We start from the raw sequence: 16,980 nt of genomic DNA, 5'->3' as shown, positions 1-16,980 counted from the left end.
GGCTGACTTCGCTCCCGGGCCTCACAGGCTTGTACTAACTTTGACGCGGGGTGGAGCAGCCCGGTAGCTCGTCAGGCTCATAACCTGAAGGCCGCAGGTTCAAATCCTGCCCCCGCAACCAAACAAACAGCCCGCTCTTTGAGCGGGATTTTTTTTGGTAACGGGTCGTAGATTTTAAGCCTAGTCAGGGGCCCGCAAGGAGGCAAAGCCGACAAAGCGGGATACAAAACCACAAATCCTGCAAACAAAAAACCAATCCCGAAACAAGATCTCATAAATCCCCCAAGCTCCGGCAGAAATGCGCGGGGCTTTTTTGTGTTTAAAACATACGAATGAGAAAAGAGGGGGAGGGGAAAGTGAGCTTAGAAATTCACTTTTAATGATTATAAGCATTGCTATGGTTCTGGGCAGTCGGATCAATTTTTAGTATTAAAATGATATTGTGATGGTTCTATAAGAATGCGGAGTGCCTGAATGATTAAACTATTGTGTGCCGGTGTTCTTGTAAGCCTGATATTGCCGTTGGAAATGGCATCAGCTCAAACTTTTCGTGTCTGTCACGGTTATGATTGTTATTACCGAACCAAAGTGACGCTAAGTTCAAAGGATGAGAGCCGCATCCGTAATCTGTTACAAAAGGCTACTCGTAGCGCAAATGACGAGAGAAAAGCGTTGCGGATGGCTGTCGCAATATTTGAAGAGCGCAGCACAGCAATTATCAGTGTTCGTGACAAACCAAAAATGCAGTTCGGTAAAGCCCGTATTAAAGGCCAAATGGATTGTGTTGATGAATCGATCAACACGGATAATTTCCTACGTTATTTGGAAACACGCGGTTGGTTAAAGCATCATACTGTTTCTAAACGAATGACGCGTGGTTCATTCATTGATGGCCGTTACCCGCATTGGACTGCGGTAATCAAAGATATGTCGGGTCAAAGCTGGGCTGTCGATTCCTGGTATGAGGCAGGTGGCGGAATGCCTGATATTATGCCGCTTCAGGAGTGGAAACGCCGTGGATATGGCGGCGAGCGTTAATCCCGCAGACATAAGAAGCACTGTAACCGGATACAGACAGCTAATGTGCAGAGATCATACAGATTTCTGCAATTCATTCCTTGCCATTGATAAAGACACTTATATTCTATGTGTGAATGAGTGACATATGGGGAATGAAATGACTCCGGAAGAAATTTTTGTATCGCCGCAATGGGTGAAAGACCGTCAGAAATCAGGCGGTCTGAAAATCGTTGACGGTTCTTGGTATATGCCGGCGACAAAGCGCATCTGCGGTGAGGAATTTGAGCAGGTTCATATTCCGGGCGCAGTCTTTTTCGATCAGGATAAGATCGTCGATCCGAGCTCTTCTTTCCCGCATACTGTTCCTTCACCGGAAGTCTTCGCGGAAGCTGTAGGCAAGCTGGGGATCAGCGTTGATGATGAGATCGTCATCTATGAAACCGGTGATTTGTTTGCCGCGCCCCGCGTCTGGTGGCTGTTTCATATTATGGGCGTGCAAAAACTGCATATTCTGCGCGGTGGTATTGCTGCATGGCAGGCTGAGCGTTTTGAAACGGAGAGTGGTAAAGCCATATCTGAGCCTGTTGCATTCAAACCGGTCTATGCCGGTGAAAAGGTTGTTTTCATTGAAGAAATGGTGCTGATTGCCAAACATGCAAAAGCACATATTACGGATGCCCGTTCGGCCGAACGATTTACCGGTGCCGTACCAGAGCCGCGTGCGAATGTCCGTTCCGGCTCTATTCCCGGTTCTGTCAATGTGCCTTACGGATCGCTCGTAGAAGACGGTGCTTTCAAAGCGCTTGATACAATGAAGGTTATTTTTGAAGCACAGGGTGTGAAGAAGGATAAGCCGGTTGTAACAACCTGCGGCTCAGGTGTGACAGCCGCTGTGTTGTTTCTTGCGCTCAATTTGCTGGGTTATGAAAATGTCCGTCTGTATGACGGTTCATGGACAGAATGGGGCACAGTGACCTGAGCGGTTTTTCTGCGTAAATGCCAGTTAATGGTATAATTTTCTTTGGATTTACACCATAGAAAACTGTTGTTCTTGTAATTGGCTATGTTTTGGAACGTAAATATCGTGAATGCATGAAGTCATTGATCTGAATCAATGAGAAACATTCCTGACAGTCTCAGATGGAGGTGAAGAGACGACTCAGGAGTTCAACATGAAGCTTGTTAAAACACTGGTCCTATGTGGTCTGGGCTTGTTTGGCGCAAGCTATGCTATCGCAGTCACATCGCACCATTGGTACGCACCAAAACAGGAAGCTGACGTTAATATTCAGGATCCGGCACTGATTAAGCAAGGTGAATATCTTGCCCGTGCCGGTGACTGTATTGCTTGTCACACTGCACCCGGCGGCAAGGAATTTGCCGGCGGTCTGGGTATGCAGACACCGCTCGGCACGATTTATTCCACCAATATTACGCCGGATAAGAAAACCGGTATCGGCAATTACAGTTACGGCGATTTCGAGCGTGCTGTACGTCGTGGCGTGCGACCTGATGGCGTGGCACTCTATCCGGCTATGCCTTATGTTTCCTATGTCGTTGTAAAAGATGACGATATCAAAGCGCTTTATGCATATTTCATGTCGCGCGTGGAAAAGGTTGAGCAGGAAAATCAGGCTTCCACTTTGCCTTGGCCGATGAACATGCGCTGGCCGCTGGCCTATTGGCAGCTCGCTTTTGCGCAGCCGCGTGAATTTACTTCGGCAACCGGTATGGATGCGATGATTGATCGTGGTGCCTATCTGGTTGAAGGTTTGGCCCATTGCGGCGCTTGCCATACACCGCGTGGTATCGGCTATCAGGAAACTGCGCTTAGCAATGACAAGAAGGGCAATTACCTGTCCGGCTCTGTTCTTGAAGGCTGGTATGCGAAGAACCTGCGTGATGAAGGCACAGGTCTTTCCACTTGGGCTGAAGCGGAAATTACCGACTTCCTGAAAACCGGCCGTAATGATCGCACCGCCGCCTTTGGTGGTATGGCCGATGTGGTTGCCCATAGCACCCAATATCTGACGGATGACGATCTGACATCGATTGCCCGCTATCTGAAGAGCCTGCCTGCGCGTGACAGTCATCCGCAGCAATGGACACCGAAGCAAGATGTGACAACTGCAGCTCTGCGTGCCGGTGATTTCTCCGCTCCGGGTGCCGTTGGTTATGTGGATAATTGTGCGGCCTGTCACCGTCTGGATGGTCGTGGTGCGGAACGGGTTTTCCCTGCGCTTGCCGGTAATTCGATCGTTTTTGCGGAAGATCCGAGCTCACTGATCCAGCTGACACTGGATGGTGCTGCAATGGCTGATACGCCGCATGATCCGATGGTGTTCAAGATGCCGGGCTTTGCCCATCTCACCAACAAGGAAATCGCGGATATTCTGAACTTTATCCGTAACGGCTGGGGCAATCACGGCTCACATATCAAGGACAGCGATATTGCCCGCATGCGGCATCTGATTGAGCACAAGCCTGTGCATTATGTTCCGGAGGCAAAATAATGAGTAAGCAATTCTGGATCGGTACAGCTGCAGCCCTTGTCGTAACAATCGCAGCTGCAGGCGCAGGCTGGACATTTCTGGTGAAGCCGTCGCGTGTTGATGCACCGCCGCTGCCGACCTATGATGTGGTGGATGCAGAAGGCAAAGTCGTTGGCAAATATACGATCCCGAGCGATGATCTGATTGCCAAAGAACCGGATGCGGAAGCCATTATGTATGGCAAGCGCCTGCTCAATGAAACAGCCCGTTTACTGCCGGAAAATGTCGGTGCGGGACTGAATTGTAACTCCTGCCATCTGGCACAGGGTAAGCTGGATAAAGGCGCGCCTTATATTAACTCCTATAATTTTTATCCGCGGGTGATGCCGCGTGCGGGTAAGGAAGTTAATCTGGTGATGCGTATCAATGGCTGCTTCCAGCGTTCGATGAATGGTAAGCCGCTTGATCCGAAGTCCGAGGAAATGGGCGCTATGATTGCCTATATGAAATGGCTCGGTCAGGGCTTGCCGAAAGAGCATATGGTGAAAGTGTCCGGTGCCGGAAAAATTGATGAGTCACTGGTGCCTGATCCTGTCAAAGGCAAGGCGATCTATGCAACCCAATGCGCCGTTTGTCATGGCAATGACGGTGAAGGCAAAAAAGATCAGTTCGGTGATTATGTCTTCCCGCCGCTTTGGGGTGATGACAGCTTTAACATTGGTGCGGGTATGGCGCGTACCTATAAGGCAGCGGCATTTGTCAAATATAATATGCCGGTCAGCGTCCATCAGGACGGTATGCTCGGGCAGGGTGGCGTGCTGACCGATCAGGAAGCGGTTGATGTGTCTGAATATTTCACACATATGCCGCGTCCGGATTTTGCCGGTAAGGTCAATGACTGGCCGAATGGCAAAAAGCCGAAAGATGCCCGCTATTAATCGCGTGTGGTGCGTGATGGAAAAACCGGCAGCAAGAAATTGCTGCCGGTTTTTTGTTCTTGCTTGCTGGATATTTAGGTGACAAACAGATTTCTCATTCTGAACCGCTGCTTTGTTATGCGGAAAATATAAAATTTTGAGGTCCCGTGAATAAGCTGCTGCGAATTATTCTGATTGTTGTGATTGCTGCAATCGCTGTTGCCGGACAGCGTTGGTATAGTTATGTGACCAATACTACAGATCCGTTTGATGAGGTTGGGATTGATCTGCAATCCTATATGCCTGCACCGATCCGCCATTGGGGTTGCATGCAGCTGAAAAAGAATTTCGGCACGAAAACTTTGCCGCCTTATGGTTGTCAGTCACCGGATAACAGCGCAAGCTGGATTGAGGGATAAGTCCTTCAGCAAGATACAAAAAAGACGCGGACAGGTTTTATTGTCCGCGCCTTTTTGTTGTTATGCCGGATCAGCGCCAGCTGAGGAAATAATGTTCAACCCTGCCGATCATCCAGCTGGTAATCAGCCCCATGACGGAGAGGACAGTAACACCGGCAAACAAGCGCTCCAGATCATAGAGCGAACCGGCTTCCAGAATATAGGCGCCGACGCCATATTGCGCACCGAGCATTTCGGCAGCAACCAGCAGAATAATGGCGATGGCGATGGAAACACGTAAGCCTGACAGAATGCCGGGCAGGGCACCGGGCAACACGATCTTGCGGATGATTGACCACCAGCGCAGATTAAAACTTTGCCCCATGCGGATCAGGCTGCGATCCACATTATCAACTGCACCATAGGTTGCCACGACGGTCGGAGTGAAAGTACCGAATGCAATCAGCGCATATTTTGACATTTCATCAATGCCGAACCAGATCACAAACAGCGGCAGCAATGCAATTTTAGGGATCGGGAAAATAGCGGCGACAAGCGGTACCAGACCGGCACGGACATAGGAGAACAGTCCGATCATTGTGCCAAGCAGCACACCGGCGAAAATCCCCATCAATGCGCCGACAATCAGTCGTTGCAATGACGGCAACAAATGTTGCCACAGCAGGCCGGTATCATAGAGCTGATAGAAGGTGCCCAGCACCGCAGAAGGGCGCGGCAAGGTCAGATTAGAAATAAAACCTGTGCGGGTGCCGATTTCAGCCAGTGCAATCAGGGCAATAAACAGCAAAGGCGCTATGAAACGTACTTTTACCGGTGCAAAACCACCGCCGCGAAAGGGTACAGGACGGGTGATGATTGTCTGGTTATCTGATGGTTTTGTCATTTCAGCAGCTCCTGATCCGCAGCCATCGCTTCATCGCGCATAAGCGCCCATAGTTCCTGCTGCTTGGCATCCAGTACAGGGTCTGCGAGATGGCGCTGATCGAGAGGCGTGTCGATTGTCACTACCTGATTGATCCGCCCCGGACGGCGGGACAGCACCACAATTTTATGGCCGAGGCGCACGGCTTCAGCCAGATTATGGGTAACATAGACAGCGGTGAAAGGCTGGCGCGTCCAGAGCGATACCAGATCGTCCATCAGCAGTTCCCGTGTCTGGCTGTCGAGCGCTGAGAGCGGCTCATCCATCAGCATGACATCAGGGCGCACAGCCAGCGCGCGGGCAATAGCAACGCGCTGTTTCATGCCGCCGGAGAGCTGTTTGGGATAGGCATCGGCAAAATCCGAGAGACGGGTGCGGGCCAGCACATCACTGATGATTGCATCCATCTCTTTGGCGGATAATTTGTGATCTTCCAGTACCAGCCGGATATTACCGGCAACAGTGCGCCAAGGCAGCAATGCAAAATGCTGGAAAACATAGGTCAGCGGATTGAGAGAGGACGGCGAAGGTTCCCCGACTTGCAGAACCTGACCGGATGTCGGCTGTTCAAGACCGCCGATAAAACGGAGCAAAGTGGATTTGCCGCAACCGGAAGGGCCGATCAGACAGACGATCTGCCCCTGATTGATTTCAAGCGTGATATCACGCAAAACTTCGACCTTGCCGTAATGGTGGCCTACATTTTTTAACAGCAAATCCATGCAGTTTTTACTTCTTCTTGTCAGGGCGGCATAAGAGATTTGCGGGCCCTGATATTTCGCGGAGGGGAGCCGGTTGAACAAAAGAACCGGCTCAGAATAGAAAATCAGATGGTTTTGACGTAGCTGGTGTCAAACAGCATTTCAGGGGTGATGGTGTCTTTTACCATCTTCTCGTCTTTGAACCAGTTGAGCTGTTCAGTGACAGAGGCAAGAGACAGGGCAAGACCTTTGTTGATACGCATTGCGCCATTGACCAGATTGGTTTTTGCCTGTTCAAACGGCAAATCCATTTCCACATATTTATGGGCGATCATGGCAATCGCATCGACTTCTTCCGCAGAAGCGGTTTTGTCGACCAGAGCCGCATTATAATCATCAATGGCTTTGGAATAAGCGCGGATGAATGCTTCGGTTTTCGCGCGTTCTTCCGCAGCATTTTTGGTGGAAGTGAAAACAGTTGTCACCTGATAATCCGGCGCAACATCAGAGACCAGACCGATCTGCTTGGCCGCACCTTCCGCAATCATCTTCTTGGCAATACTTGGCTGAATAGCCCATGCATCAATCTGGCCGGAAGTCAGAGCGCCGACAACAGCGCCGACCTTCTGCAACGGGCGCAGGGTGATTTCAGACAGCGGAATATTGTTAGCCTTGGCAATTTTGTAAGCCATGAAATGGAAGGACGAACCGGCGGTAGTAATGCCGAAGCTCTTGCCTGCCAGATGCTTAGGCTCGGTGAGGCCGGCTTCATAGGCTTTGTTTGAAGCAAGAATGATCTGGCCAGCGAGGCCTTTTTCTTCCTGCAGAGAACCGCCGATGACTTTTACCGCATGTTTCTCGGCGAGATTGATCAGACCGCCGCTCATGGCTGTCACACCGTAATCGACATCACCACCGGCAATGGCTACGGCCATTGGCTGTGCGGCTTCAAAATATTTGAATTCCATATCGAGGTTTTCGGCTTTGAAATAGCCGCGTTCCTGCGCGATGAAGCTTGGTGCCTGACTGGCAAGGCGGATAATACCGAGCACGGCTTTAACCTGTGTGTTTTCCGCTCTGGCACTTAAAGAAAAAGGAGCACCCAGCACAGTCATGGCACCGGCTGCGCTGAGCCCTGCGAGAGTCTGACGGCGGGAGAGCTGGAATTTCTGCATCTGTATATCCTTACCAAAAGCGGTCAGGTGTATTGTTATAAGCGACAATATCCGATGATCCGCTGTCCGTGCCCGACGCTTTATTACGCAAAGACATGGAATTTTTTGCAATGATTTCGTGCGTTCTTGTAGAGCAAATTCATCGGGATTTGAAGTTAAAAGCAGTCAGATAGCTGTTTGTTCCTCGTAATTGTGAACGGAAACAGCGATTTTAATTGTTGTCCGGCATAAAAATTTTGAATGAGCTTTGTGGTGCAGGGACAGGCATAACAGATCTGTGAAAGCAGAGTCGTTGCATGTGCTTCTCACCTATGAGCGTGCAAAATGCTGTTTGTTAATATTAAACTGACATTTCTTATCGTGCTGCCCTGTTCGTGAAAATGTTGTTTGGTCACAAGGCAGACTCTGCGATACAAGATTATGTGAGGCGGGCTTTTGCTGGCAAGTCCGGATTTTTCCGGTTGCTATTGCCGCCTATGTCAGCGGGAGCGTTATCGTGTGCGGATTAGCAGGCTATGTCGGGCAGATAAAAACAGATCAGGCGCCGGAGATTTTACTGCGCCGCATGGCAGATGCCGTTGCTCATCGCGGCCCAGACGAGCAGGGCGCTGTTGTTCTGAATGGGGCAGGTCTGGCGCATAAGCGTTTGTCCATTGTCGGGATCAGCGACGGCCAGCAACCGATGACAATGGCCGATCAGCGCTACGTGCTGGTCTTCAACGGTCAGATCTTTAATCATGCAGAACTGCGCCGTGATCTGGAAGCACAGGGCGCACAGTTTCGCACCCATAGCGATACGGAAGTGATCCTGCATCTTTATGCCCGTTATGGCACGGATTGCCTGCGCTTTATGAACGGTGATTTTGCCTTTGCTTTATGGGATGTGCAGTTAAAGCGCATGTTCATTGCCCGCGACCGGCTGGGTGTGCGTCCGCTTTTCTATACCCAAACGGACGGGGTGTTATATTTCGCTTCGGAGATCAAGGCATTGCTGCGCGTGCCGTCAGTACAGGCGGAGCTTGATCCGGTTGCGCTGGATCAGATTTTTACGCTCTGGGCACCGGTTGCGCCGCGTACAGCCTTCCGCAATATCTATGAGCTTGAACCGGCGCATATGATGATCTGTGACGAAAACGGCATGAAAATGCAGCGTTACTGGACGCTGGATTATCCGGATCGGGATGATGCTGCCGTCATTCATGATGCGGATGCTGCCGCAGAAGAACTGGAAGCTTTGCTGCTGGATGCCACAAATCTGCGTATTCAGGCAGATGTGCCTGTCGGCACATATCTTTCCGGCGGGTTGGATTCATCATTGATTGCTGCTTTTGCGCAGCCCTTGACAAAAGGTGAATTGCATAGTTTTTCCGTGGGCTTCGAGCAGGCGGATTATGACGAAAGCCGCTATCAGAAAATGGTGGCGCAGGCATTGCATACGCATCATCATTCAATCTCCATTGCGGAAGATGATATTGCCGCTATTTTTCCCGATGTTATTCAGGCTGCCGAAGTGCCGCTGGTACGCACCGCACCGGCACCGCTTTATCGTCTTGCACAATTGGTGCGGGAAAGCGGTATGAAGGCGGTCTTGACCGGTGAAGGCGCGGATGAGGTCTTTGCCGGCTATGATATTTTCCGCGAGGCAAAAGTCCGTCGTTTTTGCGCGCGGCAACCGCAATCGCAAATCAGGCCGCAATTGTTTCGCAAGCTTTATCCTTATTTGCCCGGCTTAAAAGCACAGACACCGGAAACTCTGGCTGCGTTTTTCGGTATTCACGGTACTGATCTGGCGGATCCGCTTTATTCGCACCGGCCGCGTTTTAAGGCGACAAGTGCCGCCAAATTATTTTTCTCCGGCGATCTGAAAGGGGAACTCGGCGATTATGATGCGGGTGAGGAGCTGGCTTCCAAACTGCCGGAGCGGTTCGGGCACTGGCATGAGCTGCATCAGGCACAATATCTGGAGTGTCGTTTTCTGCTGCCATCCTATATTCTCTCCAGTCAGGGAGATCGTATGGCTATGGCGCATGGTGTGGAAACGCGCTTTCCGTTTCTGGATTATCGTCTGTCTGAATTTGCAACAAGGCTGCATCCGTCGCTGAAGCTGCATGGACTGACCGAGAAATATCTGCTGCGCCGCGTTGCAAAACAGCGTGTTCCGGCGGAAGTTTTACAGCGGCAGAAACAGCCTTATCGTGCGCCGGACAGTCATTCTTTCACCGGTAAGGGTGAGAAGGAATATGTCCGTGACCTGATGAGTGAAAACCGCATTGAGGAGAGCGGCTATTTTAACGCTAAAGCCGTGTCTAAATTATACAATAAGAATAAAGAACAAGGTCTGACTGGCTTCCGTGACAATACAGCCTATGTCGGTGTGCTTTCTACACAAATATGGCTGAAAAAATTTACAGCTTTACTGAGCTAGTTCGGAAAATTTAAGAATCTTATAGACTTTACTGTCAAAGTTATGTGTTAAGACAGCGAATAAAGTATAGTATTTTACGGACTTCATTAGAGTATTCTCAGATTGTTGCTGCGGCAGCTCTGGGAGTGTCAGAAATGATCGAAACAGGATAAGAGCATGAGTGATACAATCAAAGACCGCTTACGTGCGTTCATTATTGAAAATTTTCTTTTCGGCGACACGGATTATGCGCTGGAAGATGATGCATCGCTGATCGATAATGATGTGATGGATTCCACAGGCGTGCTGGAACTGATTGCTTTTATTGATGAGGCCTTCGGGATCAAAATGGCGGATGCAGATATTGTTCCGGCTAATCTCGACAGCCTGTCCAAAATCACTGCCTATGTAACTGCCCGCAAAGCTGCCTGATAGCAAGCAATCTGTCCGATGATGCGTATCGAGAACCATCTTAAATTCCATGCACACAATACCGGCCACAAGACTGTGCTGGTAACCGGACAGGTACGTCTTTCCTATGCGGAATTTAATGCCAAAGCCGAGGCTTTGGCGCATAGTCTGCGGGCGCAGAATGTACAGCGCGGGGATCGCGTTGTCATTTTCATGGATAATTGCTGGCAGGCAGCGGTATCGGTTTTTGCTATTCTGAAGGCCGGCGCGGTTTTCACACTGGTGAACCCGTCAACCAAAGCAGATAAGCTCGGATATATTCTGAACGACTGCACGCCCTCTGCTTTGCTGACACAGGCTAAATTATTGCCGGTTGTTGATGAGGCTGAGGCTTTTGCTGCAATACCGGCTTTGATTGCCGTTAAAGGCCCAAGCCGCTCCAAGCGTCCGCATCTGCTCTTTGAGACGGCAGTTGAGCTGCAGGAAAATCAGGCTGAAATTATCAGCTCTGGCATTGATATTGATCTGGCCATGCTGATTTATACATCCGGCTCAACGGGGCGCCCCAAAGGTGTGATGATGACACATCGCAATATTGAGGCGGCGGCGACCTCTCTGACAGGGCTGCTGAAAAATACAGCTGATGATATTATCCTCTCTGTATTGCCGCTGTCTTTCAATTACGGGCTGTATCAGTTGCTGATGACAGTGAAGCTCGGCGCAACGCTGGTGCTGGAAAAGTCCTTTGCCTTTCCGCAGGCGGTGTTTGATGTGATGCGCGCGGAGAAGGTAACCGGATTTCCTATCGTACCGACAATGTCTGCGATTATGATGCAGATGCGTGATCTGACATCCGGTTTTCTGCCCGATCTGCGTTATGTTACCAACACTGCCGCACAATTGCCGGTGCCGCATATCGAGTTTCTGCAACGCGTTGTGCCGGATGCAGAAATTTATTCCATGTATGGCATGACAGAATGCAAACGCTGCACATGGTTGCCGCCGCATATGATCAGCGAGAAGCCGGAATCGGTGGGTATCGCACTGCCGAATAGCGAAGTTTATCTGATCGATGAACAAGGCGGACCGGTGCCTGTGGGTGAAGCCGGTGAAATGGTGATACGCGGGCCGAATGTGATGCAGGGCTACTGGAACAATCCCGAGGCCAGTGCTGCGGTGCTGAGAAGCGGGCACAATCCGTGGGAAAAGGTTCTGCATACCGGTGATCTGCTGCGTATGGATGCAGACGGATATTATTATTTCGTCGGACGCAAGGATGACATCATCAAATCGCGCGGAGAAAAAGTACCGCCGAAAGAGGTAGAGACTGTGCTTTACACGCATCCCGCTATTCGGGAAGCTGTTGTAGCCGGTGTGCCTGATACAATGCTGGGGCAGGCGATCACCGCGATGGTGACCACCGCAGATGCAGAACTGACTGATAAGGAGATTATCCGGTTCTGCCGTCAGCATCTGGAAGATTATATGGTTCCGGTTTTTGTTCTGGTTACAGATGAATTGCCGCGAACCGATACAGGTAAAGTCAGCCGTCGTCTTGCGGCGGAAATATTGGCCAAACAATACAGGCAGTTTCAGGATGAATAAGATTCAAGAATTTTCTGCACAGACGATGGTGATTGATGCGGAAGCTGAGGTGGAGAAAATCACCGCTGCCTTGCGTCGTCAGCTGCGCGGTCTGCGCCGCCGTGGTCTGGTTGTCGGTATTTCCGGCGGGATCGATTCCAGCGTGAGTACAGCATTGGCTGTGCGCGCTGTAGGTGCGGATAAAGTCTTCGGTATTTTTATGCCGGAAAATGATTCCGACCCGCTGTCACTGGCGCTGGGGCAAAAGCTTGCAGGCACCTTTGGCGTGCAGACAGTGATTGAGGATATCGGCCCTGCCTTGGCCGCTATGGGCTGCTATCGCCGCCGCGATGATTTTATCCGCTCGGTTGTGCCTGCTTACGGAGAGGGCTGGGCGTCGAAGCTGGTGATCAACAATGCTTCTGAAAATGGCGGCTATAATATTTCCTCGCTGGTGGTGCAGTCACCGGATGGTCTGCAGGAAAAAATCCGCCTGACACCGGAAGCCTATTTAGGCATCGTTGCTGCTACCAATATGAAGCAGCGCACCCGCAAGCAGTTTGAATATTATCACGCGGATCGCCTGAATTTTGCGGTTGTCGGCACGCCGAACCGGCTGGAATATGATCAGGGTTTCTTCGTGAAGAATGGTGACGGTGCGGCGGATGTGAAGCCGATTGCCCATCTCTATAAGACGCAGGTCTATCAGCTTGCCGATTATCTGGGTGTGCCAGCGGAAATCCGTCAGCGTCCGCCGACAACGGATACTTTCTCGCTGGCGCAGACACAGGAGGAGTTCTACTTCTCCCTGCCATATAATCTGATGGATCTTTGCCTCTATGCGCTCAATCACAATATCAGCGCGGCAGATACTGCAAAAGCCACCAATCTGGGTGAAGATCAGGTGCAGCATGTCTGGGCGGATATTGCGGCTAAACGCAAAACCACCAAGGCGCTGCATGAGCCACCGCTCTTGGTTGAGCCGGTTAAGGACTTCCTGTCATAATGAGAAAGCCGCCTTTTGAGGCGGCTTTTTTATCGGTGTTTAAAGCGGATTGGCATAGAGCCTGTTCCAGAATTCTCCGGCAAGGCCGTTCAGTAAGGCTTTTCCTTCAACAAAAGGCGGCAATAAAGCCGGATCCTGCGCCCAGACCATTGTTGAACATAAATGAGTGAAAGCAATGCGTTTCCCGAGCATCGCTTCCATCAAATCCGGTTGTGTGCGTCCGCGAATGGCGACAGCGCCGTTGGAGGCTGCATGGTGGATCAGCGTATCAATCATCTGGCTTGCTGCTTTCGGGTCACTGAAGAATTCCAGCACACGCGCTGTTTTGCCAGACTCTAAGTGATAGAGAAAAAGGCCGAGATTTTTGCCGGATTTAGTACCTGCTTTGACCATATAGGCCTTGCCATATTCAGGCTTTTGCACGGCATCTTCCAGACGGTTCAGCAATTGCTCCGTATTCCATTGCGGCCGGCAGGAAAAGCTTTGCGCGTAATGCTGGTAGAGCTCAGCAAATTCTGTTGCATCAATATCCGTGCAGGTCAGTTGCTGAGCCGTTGGCCAGTCCGATGGTGTGGCTGACCAGCGCAGGCTTTTACCATGCATGGCATTGCGTTTGCGATCATCAAATTTGCGGGCGAAGGGTTGCAGCATTGCGAGAGGTTTGAGCTTGCTGCCTGCGATTTCTGTCATGAAGCTGAGCGGGCGAATAATCCGCAACCAGTCAAGGCTGTAATTGGTGAGCTGAACCGCATCCAGTTTTTTCCAGATCGCTGCTGCAACCTCACTGGCTGTTTCGGTTATCATCAGATCATAACCGTCCTTTTGCAGGCTGCGCATCAGTTTGACACCACCCAGAGGATTATGCTGATGATCCTCAACCATCAATGTGCTGACAATGGCGGTGCGCAGTGTTTTATTGGTCGCCTCACAAAAATAATCAAAATAATTCACGCCGAGAAAGCCGCTGACATTGCCGTTTTTATCGAGCAGAACTTTGGAGGCTGGCACCGTCTCTCCGGCAAAACGGATATAAAGCCGCTGAAGATAGGCGATCAGTTCAGCAGACGGTTCCTTGTCGCTTTTCCGGAATATTTTTTGAAAAAGCTTAGCGACTACCGGTATATCCGCTTCTGCTAAGGATCGGATTTCAGTCATGGTCAGTTTATCCCGTCGTTAGAGTCTGACATTCTGCACATTCATCTGCGCATTATACCTGCTCTGCTTCCCGCTTCTGCTGCTGACAGCTGTCGCTTGGCTCTTGATTGATAATCATACTATGCGGGAGAAACCCTTTAAAATCTTTTACTTAAATGTTGGGACTGTCCCGCAGAAAATTGTGATGAAGATAAACTTGACTCTTTTTATCAAGTTTATTATTCCCGAGGCATAAGAGCCAAACTTACTCTTTCAATTGCTGCTTTTCAAAACTTGTCATGATTATGCATGGCAGGACAGACGACGTCTGCCTGCCAAAGGGGGTACTATGTCTGTTGTCAGGCACTGTCTGCGCGCATCTTTCGCCGGTACGATTTTGAGCCTTACGGGTTTGAGCATTGCCGGTCTCGGGATTTTTACAGGTATGGCTGCGGCACAGCAGCGGGAAACAACCACACAGGATGCGGCAAAAGATAAAGCTGCAGGGAGTGCCACACAGCTGCAAACAATTACAGTCACCGGTGGTCTGAACGGGCCATTTGCTCAGGGTGACGGAATATATCGCACACCCGCACCAGTCAGTTCTGTAAGCAGTGATGCGCTGCAGCAGCGTTTTGGCGGCGATCCGCAAGCGGCATTGCGCTCGACACCCGGTGTATTCACCCGTCAGCAATCCAGTCAGCCCGGCATTGAGGTGAATATTCGCGGGATGAGCGGTTTCGGCCGTGTGAATGCTATGATTGATGGTGTGCCGCAGACATTCCGCAATGTGGCAGGCCATGCTTCATCCGGCGGTACCTTGCTCTATGTGCAGCCGGAACTGCTCGGCGGCATTGATGTGAGCAAAGGTGCCGTAGGAGGCGCCGCCGGTATGGGGACTCTGAGCGGCGCCGCAAATTTCCGTACGCTTGACTTTGACGATATTGTTTTGCCGAGGCGTGATGTCGGCGTGCTGACACGCTGGAAAGCCGGAACCAACGGGTTCCGCGGCTCGGGTATGCTGGCAGGTGCCGCACGTGCCAATCTGAACAATGATAAATCCAGCAATGTCAGTATTCTCGGTGCTTTTGCACGTACATCTTACGGTACATTTAAAAATGGTGACGGCGTTTATGTGGATGGCGGGCGCGATGCCACCAACCGTCCGGGTGGCGGGCTGATCAAATTTGAAATTGCACCATCCTCCGAGCATAATCTCAAACTTGGTGCGCGCTGGTATGAAAACCGGTTTACCTATGCCAATTACGAGCAGGATCTGAAGAACGCGTCATACACTGCCAATTATGCCTATACGCCGGATGATAATGACTGGATCGATCTGAAGGTGAATGCCTATTATAACCGCACCAATATGGATTATGCGGCGACCGGCGGCAGCTATCGCGGACGCAAAACCGATAATCGCGGCTATGGTTTTGACATTTCCAATACCAGCAAAACAATGCTGAATGATGATGTACAGCTCAAGCTGTTTTATGGCGGGTCTTTCGGCGGTGATGAATATCTCATCAACAGCTATCGCGGTGCCAACCCTCCCGGCACTTTAAAGAAATCCAGCGGTTTTACCGATGCAACTTTGTCGTGGAATATTTTCACGCTGACCGGCGGTCTGCGTTACGATCACTGGAATGTTGAAGGCTATCAGCCGGCTTATGCGGCAGGCACAGGGGATTGTCCTGCTGGCGGACTTGTCTGCGGTAACAAGGATATTGAGCGCAGCAGCGGCAAATGGTTGCCGAAAGTCTCTCTGACCGCGCAGCCTTATGACGGGCTGGAGCTTTATGCGACCTATGCCCATACTTTCCGCCCGCCGACAGTGCAGGAAATGTTCTTCTCGCTGATCCCGATCGGTGCAGGGCTCGGCAGTGGTATTGCCAATAATCTCAATCTTGAGCCGGAATATAGCAAAGGCTGGGATATCGGGGTGAATTTCACAGAAGACGGTTTACTGCGCAGCGATGACAAGTTCCGCCTCAAAACCGGCTTCTTCCACAATTCCATAGAGAATTTCGTCGTCAATGATTTTGTTCATGTGCCTAATCGCGGCCCGACAGCAATGTGGATCAACCGTCCGGGCATTACCAAAATGTATGGCTGGGAGATTGAAGGCAGTTACGATCTCGGCTTTTTCTATACCAATGTCTCTTATACCAAAGCCAAGACCGATCAGCCGATTGGTGAGGGTGCCGGTGCGGGGAATGGTGATGCCTTCATGATACCGGATCAGTATGGCACGCTTGATGCAGGTTTCCGTCTGTTTGACGAGAAGCTGACTTTGGGTGCGCAGGCACGTTATTTCGGCAAAAGCAGCTATGCCGGATTTGGTACAGATTTTGGCCAAAAATTCGCGCTGCCAAGCTATATTCTCTATGATCTCTACGGTTCTTATAAGCTGAAGGAAAATGCGGAATTGTTCTTCTCGGTTGAGAATGTGGCCAATAAGAATTACCGCGTTGCTGTGTCGGGGCCATTGGGTGAGAATGAATATTCAGGAAAAGGCCGCAGCTTTATATTCGGTGCCAGTGCCAAATTCTGAGCTTTGCCAGATACTCTGATTACAAAAACCGCCGGACAAGTTCCGGCGGTTTTTTATTGTTTGAAGAAAAAATTTCACAGTTGCGTCAAAATAGCCAGTACGTCTTTTTTCAATGTTGCCTATGGTACGGGCATAAGGTTCGCTGGCAGCTTGCACATTGATTTTACAGGCTGTTTGAATTTTTCAGTGTGATTATTACACCGAACCATGCATGATGGAGCATCTGCTTCGGATAGGA

Annotated in this window: 14 protein-coding genes and 1 tRNA gene; 11 read left to right on the top strand and 4 right to left on the bottom strand. The window is 50.5% G+C overall.

Annotated elements, in window-relative coordinates:
* Window positions 1-44: 44 nt before the first annotated feature.
* The 6 genes from F7P81_RS15465 to F7P81_RS15440 all read left to right on the top strand — a co-directional run bounded on the left by F7P81_RS15465 (window position 45) and on the right by F7P81_RS15440 (window position 4,848).
* Window positions 45-121 (top strand) — tRNA-Met (locus tag F7P81_RS15465).
* A gap of 353 nt (window positions 122-474) precedes the next feature.
* Window positions 475-1,038 (top strand): hypothetical protein, encoded by a 564-nt coding sequence (locus F7P81_RS15460; protein ID WP_210307662.1) that lies wholly within the window; start codon window positions 475-477, stop codon window positions 1,036-1,038.
* Window positions 1,039-1,165: 127 nt separating this feature from the next.
* Entirely contained in the window at window positions 1,166-1,999 is an 834-nt protein-coding gene (sseA, locus tag F7P81_RS15455) for a 3-mercaptopyruvate sulfurtransferase (protein WP_246176149.1), read from the top strand.
* Window positions 2,000-2,192: 193 nt separating this feature from the next.
* Complete coding sequence (locus F7P81_RS15450; protein WP_151160194.1) at window positions 2,193-3,533, top strand: c-type cytochrome; 1,341 nt, start codon at window positions 2,193-2,195, stop codon at window positions 3,531-3,533.
* Entirely contained in the window at window positions 3,533-4,450 is a 918-nt protein-coding gene (locus F7P81_RS15445; RefSeq protein WP_022709635.1) for a c-type cytochrome, read from the top strand. Before F7P81_RS15450 ends, F7P81_RS15445 begins: the two co-directional genes overlap by 1 nt.
* 146 nt (window positions 4,451-4,596) lie before the next feature.
* The gene (locus F7P81_RS15440; protein ID WP_075657136.1) at window positions 4,597-4,848 is read left to right on the top strand and encodes a hypothetical protein; all 252 of its coding nucleotides are present in this window, start codon (window positions 4,597-4,599) and stop codon (window positions 4,846-4,848) included.
* A gap of 70 nt (window positions 4,849-4,918) precedes the next feature.
* Here the strand turns inward: F7P81_RS15440 and F7P81_RS15435 are convergent, their stop codons facing one another.
* The 3 genes from F7P81_RS15435 to F7P81_RS15425 all read right to left on the bottom strand — a co-directional run bounded on the left by F7P81_RS15435 (window position 4,919) and on the right by F7P81_RS15425 (window position 7,646).
* Entirely contained in the window at window positions 4,919-5,731 is an 813-nt protein-coding gene (locus F7P81_RS15435; protein WP_151160193.1) for an ABC transporter permease, read from the bottom strand.
* Complete coding sequence (locus tag F7P81_RS15430) at window positions 5,728-6,492, bottom strand: ABC transporter ATP-binding protein (RefSeq protein ID WP_028233555.1); 765 nt, start codon at window positions 6,490-6,492, stop codon at window positions 5,728-5,730. The genes F7P81_RS15435 and F7P81_RS15430 overlap by 4 nt, the downstream gene beginning before the upstream one ends.
* A 104-nt stretch (window positions 6,493-6,596) precedes the next feature.
* Window positions 6,597-7,646 carry an ABC transporter substrate-binding protein gene (locus F7P81_RS15425; RefSeq protein ID WP_151160192.1) on the bottom strand — a complete coding sequence of 350 codons (1,050 nt, stop codon included), beginning with the start codon at window positions 7,644-7,646 and terminating at the stop codon, window positions 6,597-6,599.
* Between the two features lie 496 nt (window positions 7,647-8,142).
* Between F7P81_RS15425 and asnB the strand changes: the two genes are divergently transcribed.
* From asnB to nadE, 4 genes are all read left to right on the top strand, one after another.
* Window positions 8,143-10,071, top strand: coding sequence for an asparagine synthase (glutamine-hydrolyzing) (gene asnB / locus F7P81_RS15420; RefSeq protein ID WP_151160191.1), 1,929 nt, complete (start codon window positions 8,143-8,145; stop codon window positions 10,069-10,071).
* A 156-nt stretch (window positions 10,072-10,227) separates the two neighbouring features.
* On the top strand, window positions 10,228-10,482 hold the full coding sequence (locus F7P81_RS15415) for an acyl carrier protein (protein ID WP_022710621.1): 255 nt from the start codon (window positions 10,228-10,230) through the stop codon (window positions 10,480-10,482).
* A 21-nt stretch (window positions 10,483-10,503) separates the two neighbouring features.
* A complete protein-coding gene (locus F7P81_RS15410; RefSeq protein WP_151160210.1) occupies window positions 10,504-12,066 on the top strand; it encodes a class I adenylate-forming enzyme family protein in 1,563 nt (520 codons plus the stop codon).
* Window positions 12,059-13,051 carry an NAD(+) synthase gene (gene nadE / locus F7P81_RS15405; RefSeq protein ID WP_151160190.1) on the top strand — a complete coding sequence of 331 codons (993 nt, stop codon included), beginning with the start codon at window positions 12,059-12,061 and terminating at the stop codon, window positions 13,049-13,051. The genes F7P81_RS15410 and nadE overlap by 8 nt, the downstream gene beginning before the upstream one ends.
* A 39-nt stretch (window positions 13,052-13,090) precedes the next feature.
* On the opposite strand, the gene F7P81_RS15400 is transcribed toward nadE, so the two are convergent.
* Window positions 13,091-14,206 carry a hypothetical protein gene (locus F7P81_RS15400; protein ID WP_151160189.1) on the bottom strand — a complete coding sequence of 372 codons (1,116 nt, stop codon included), beginning with the start codon at window positions 14,204-14,206 and terminating at the stop codon, window positions 13,091-13,093.
* A gap of 328 nt (window positions 14,207-14,534) precedes the next feature.
* Between F7P81_RS15400 and F7P81_RS15395 the strand changes: the two genes are divergently transcribed.
* Window positions 14,535-16,742, top strand: coding sequence for a TonB-dependent receptor domain-containing protein (locus F7P81_RS15395; protein ID WP_151160188.1), 2,208 nt, complete (start codon window positions 14,535-14,537; stop codon window positions 16,740-16,742).
* Window positions 16,743-16,980: the final 238 nt, after the last annotated feature.

The sequence above is a fragment of the Pseudochrobactrum saccharolyticum genome (assembly GCF_008801715.1).
GTDB lineage: Bacteria > Pseudomonadota > Alphaproteobacteria > Rhizobiales > Rhizobiaceae > Pseudochrobactrum > Pseudochrobactrum saccharolyticum.
This window is presented reverse-complemented; position numbering and strand designations above follow the sequence as displayed.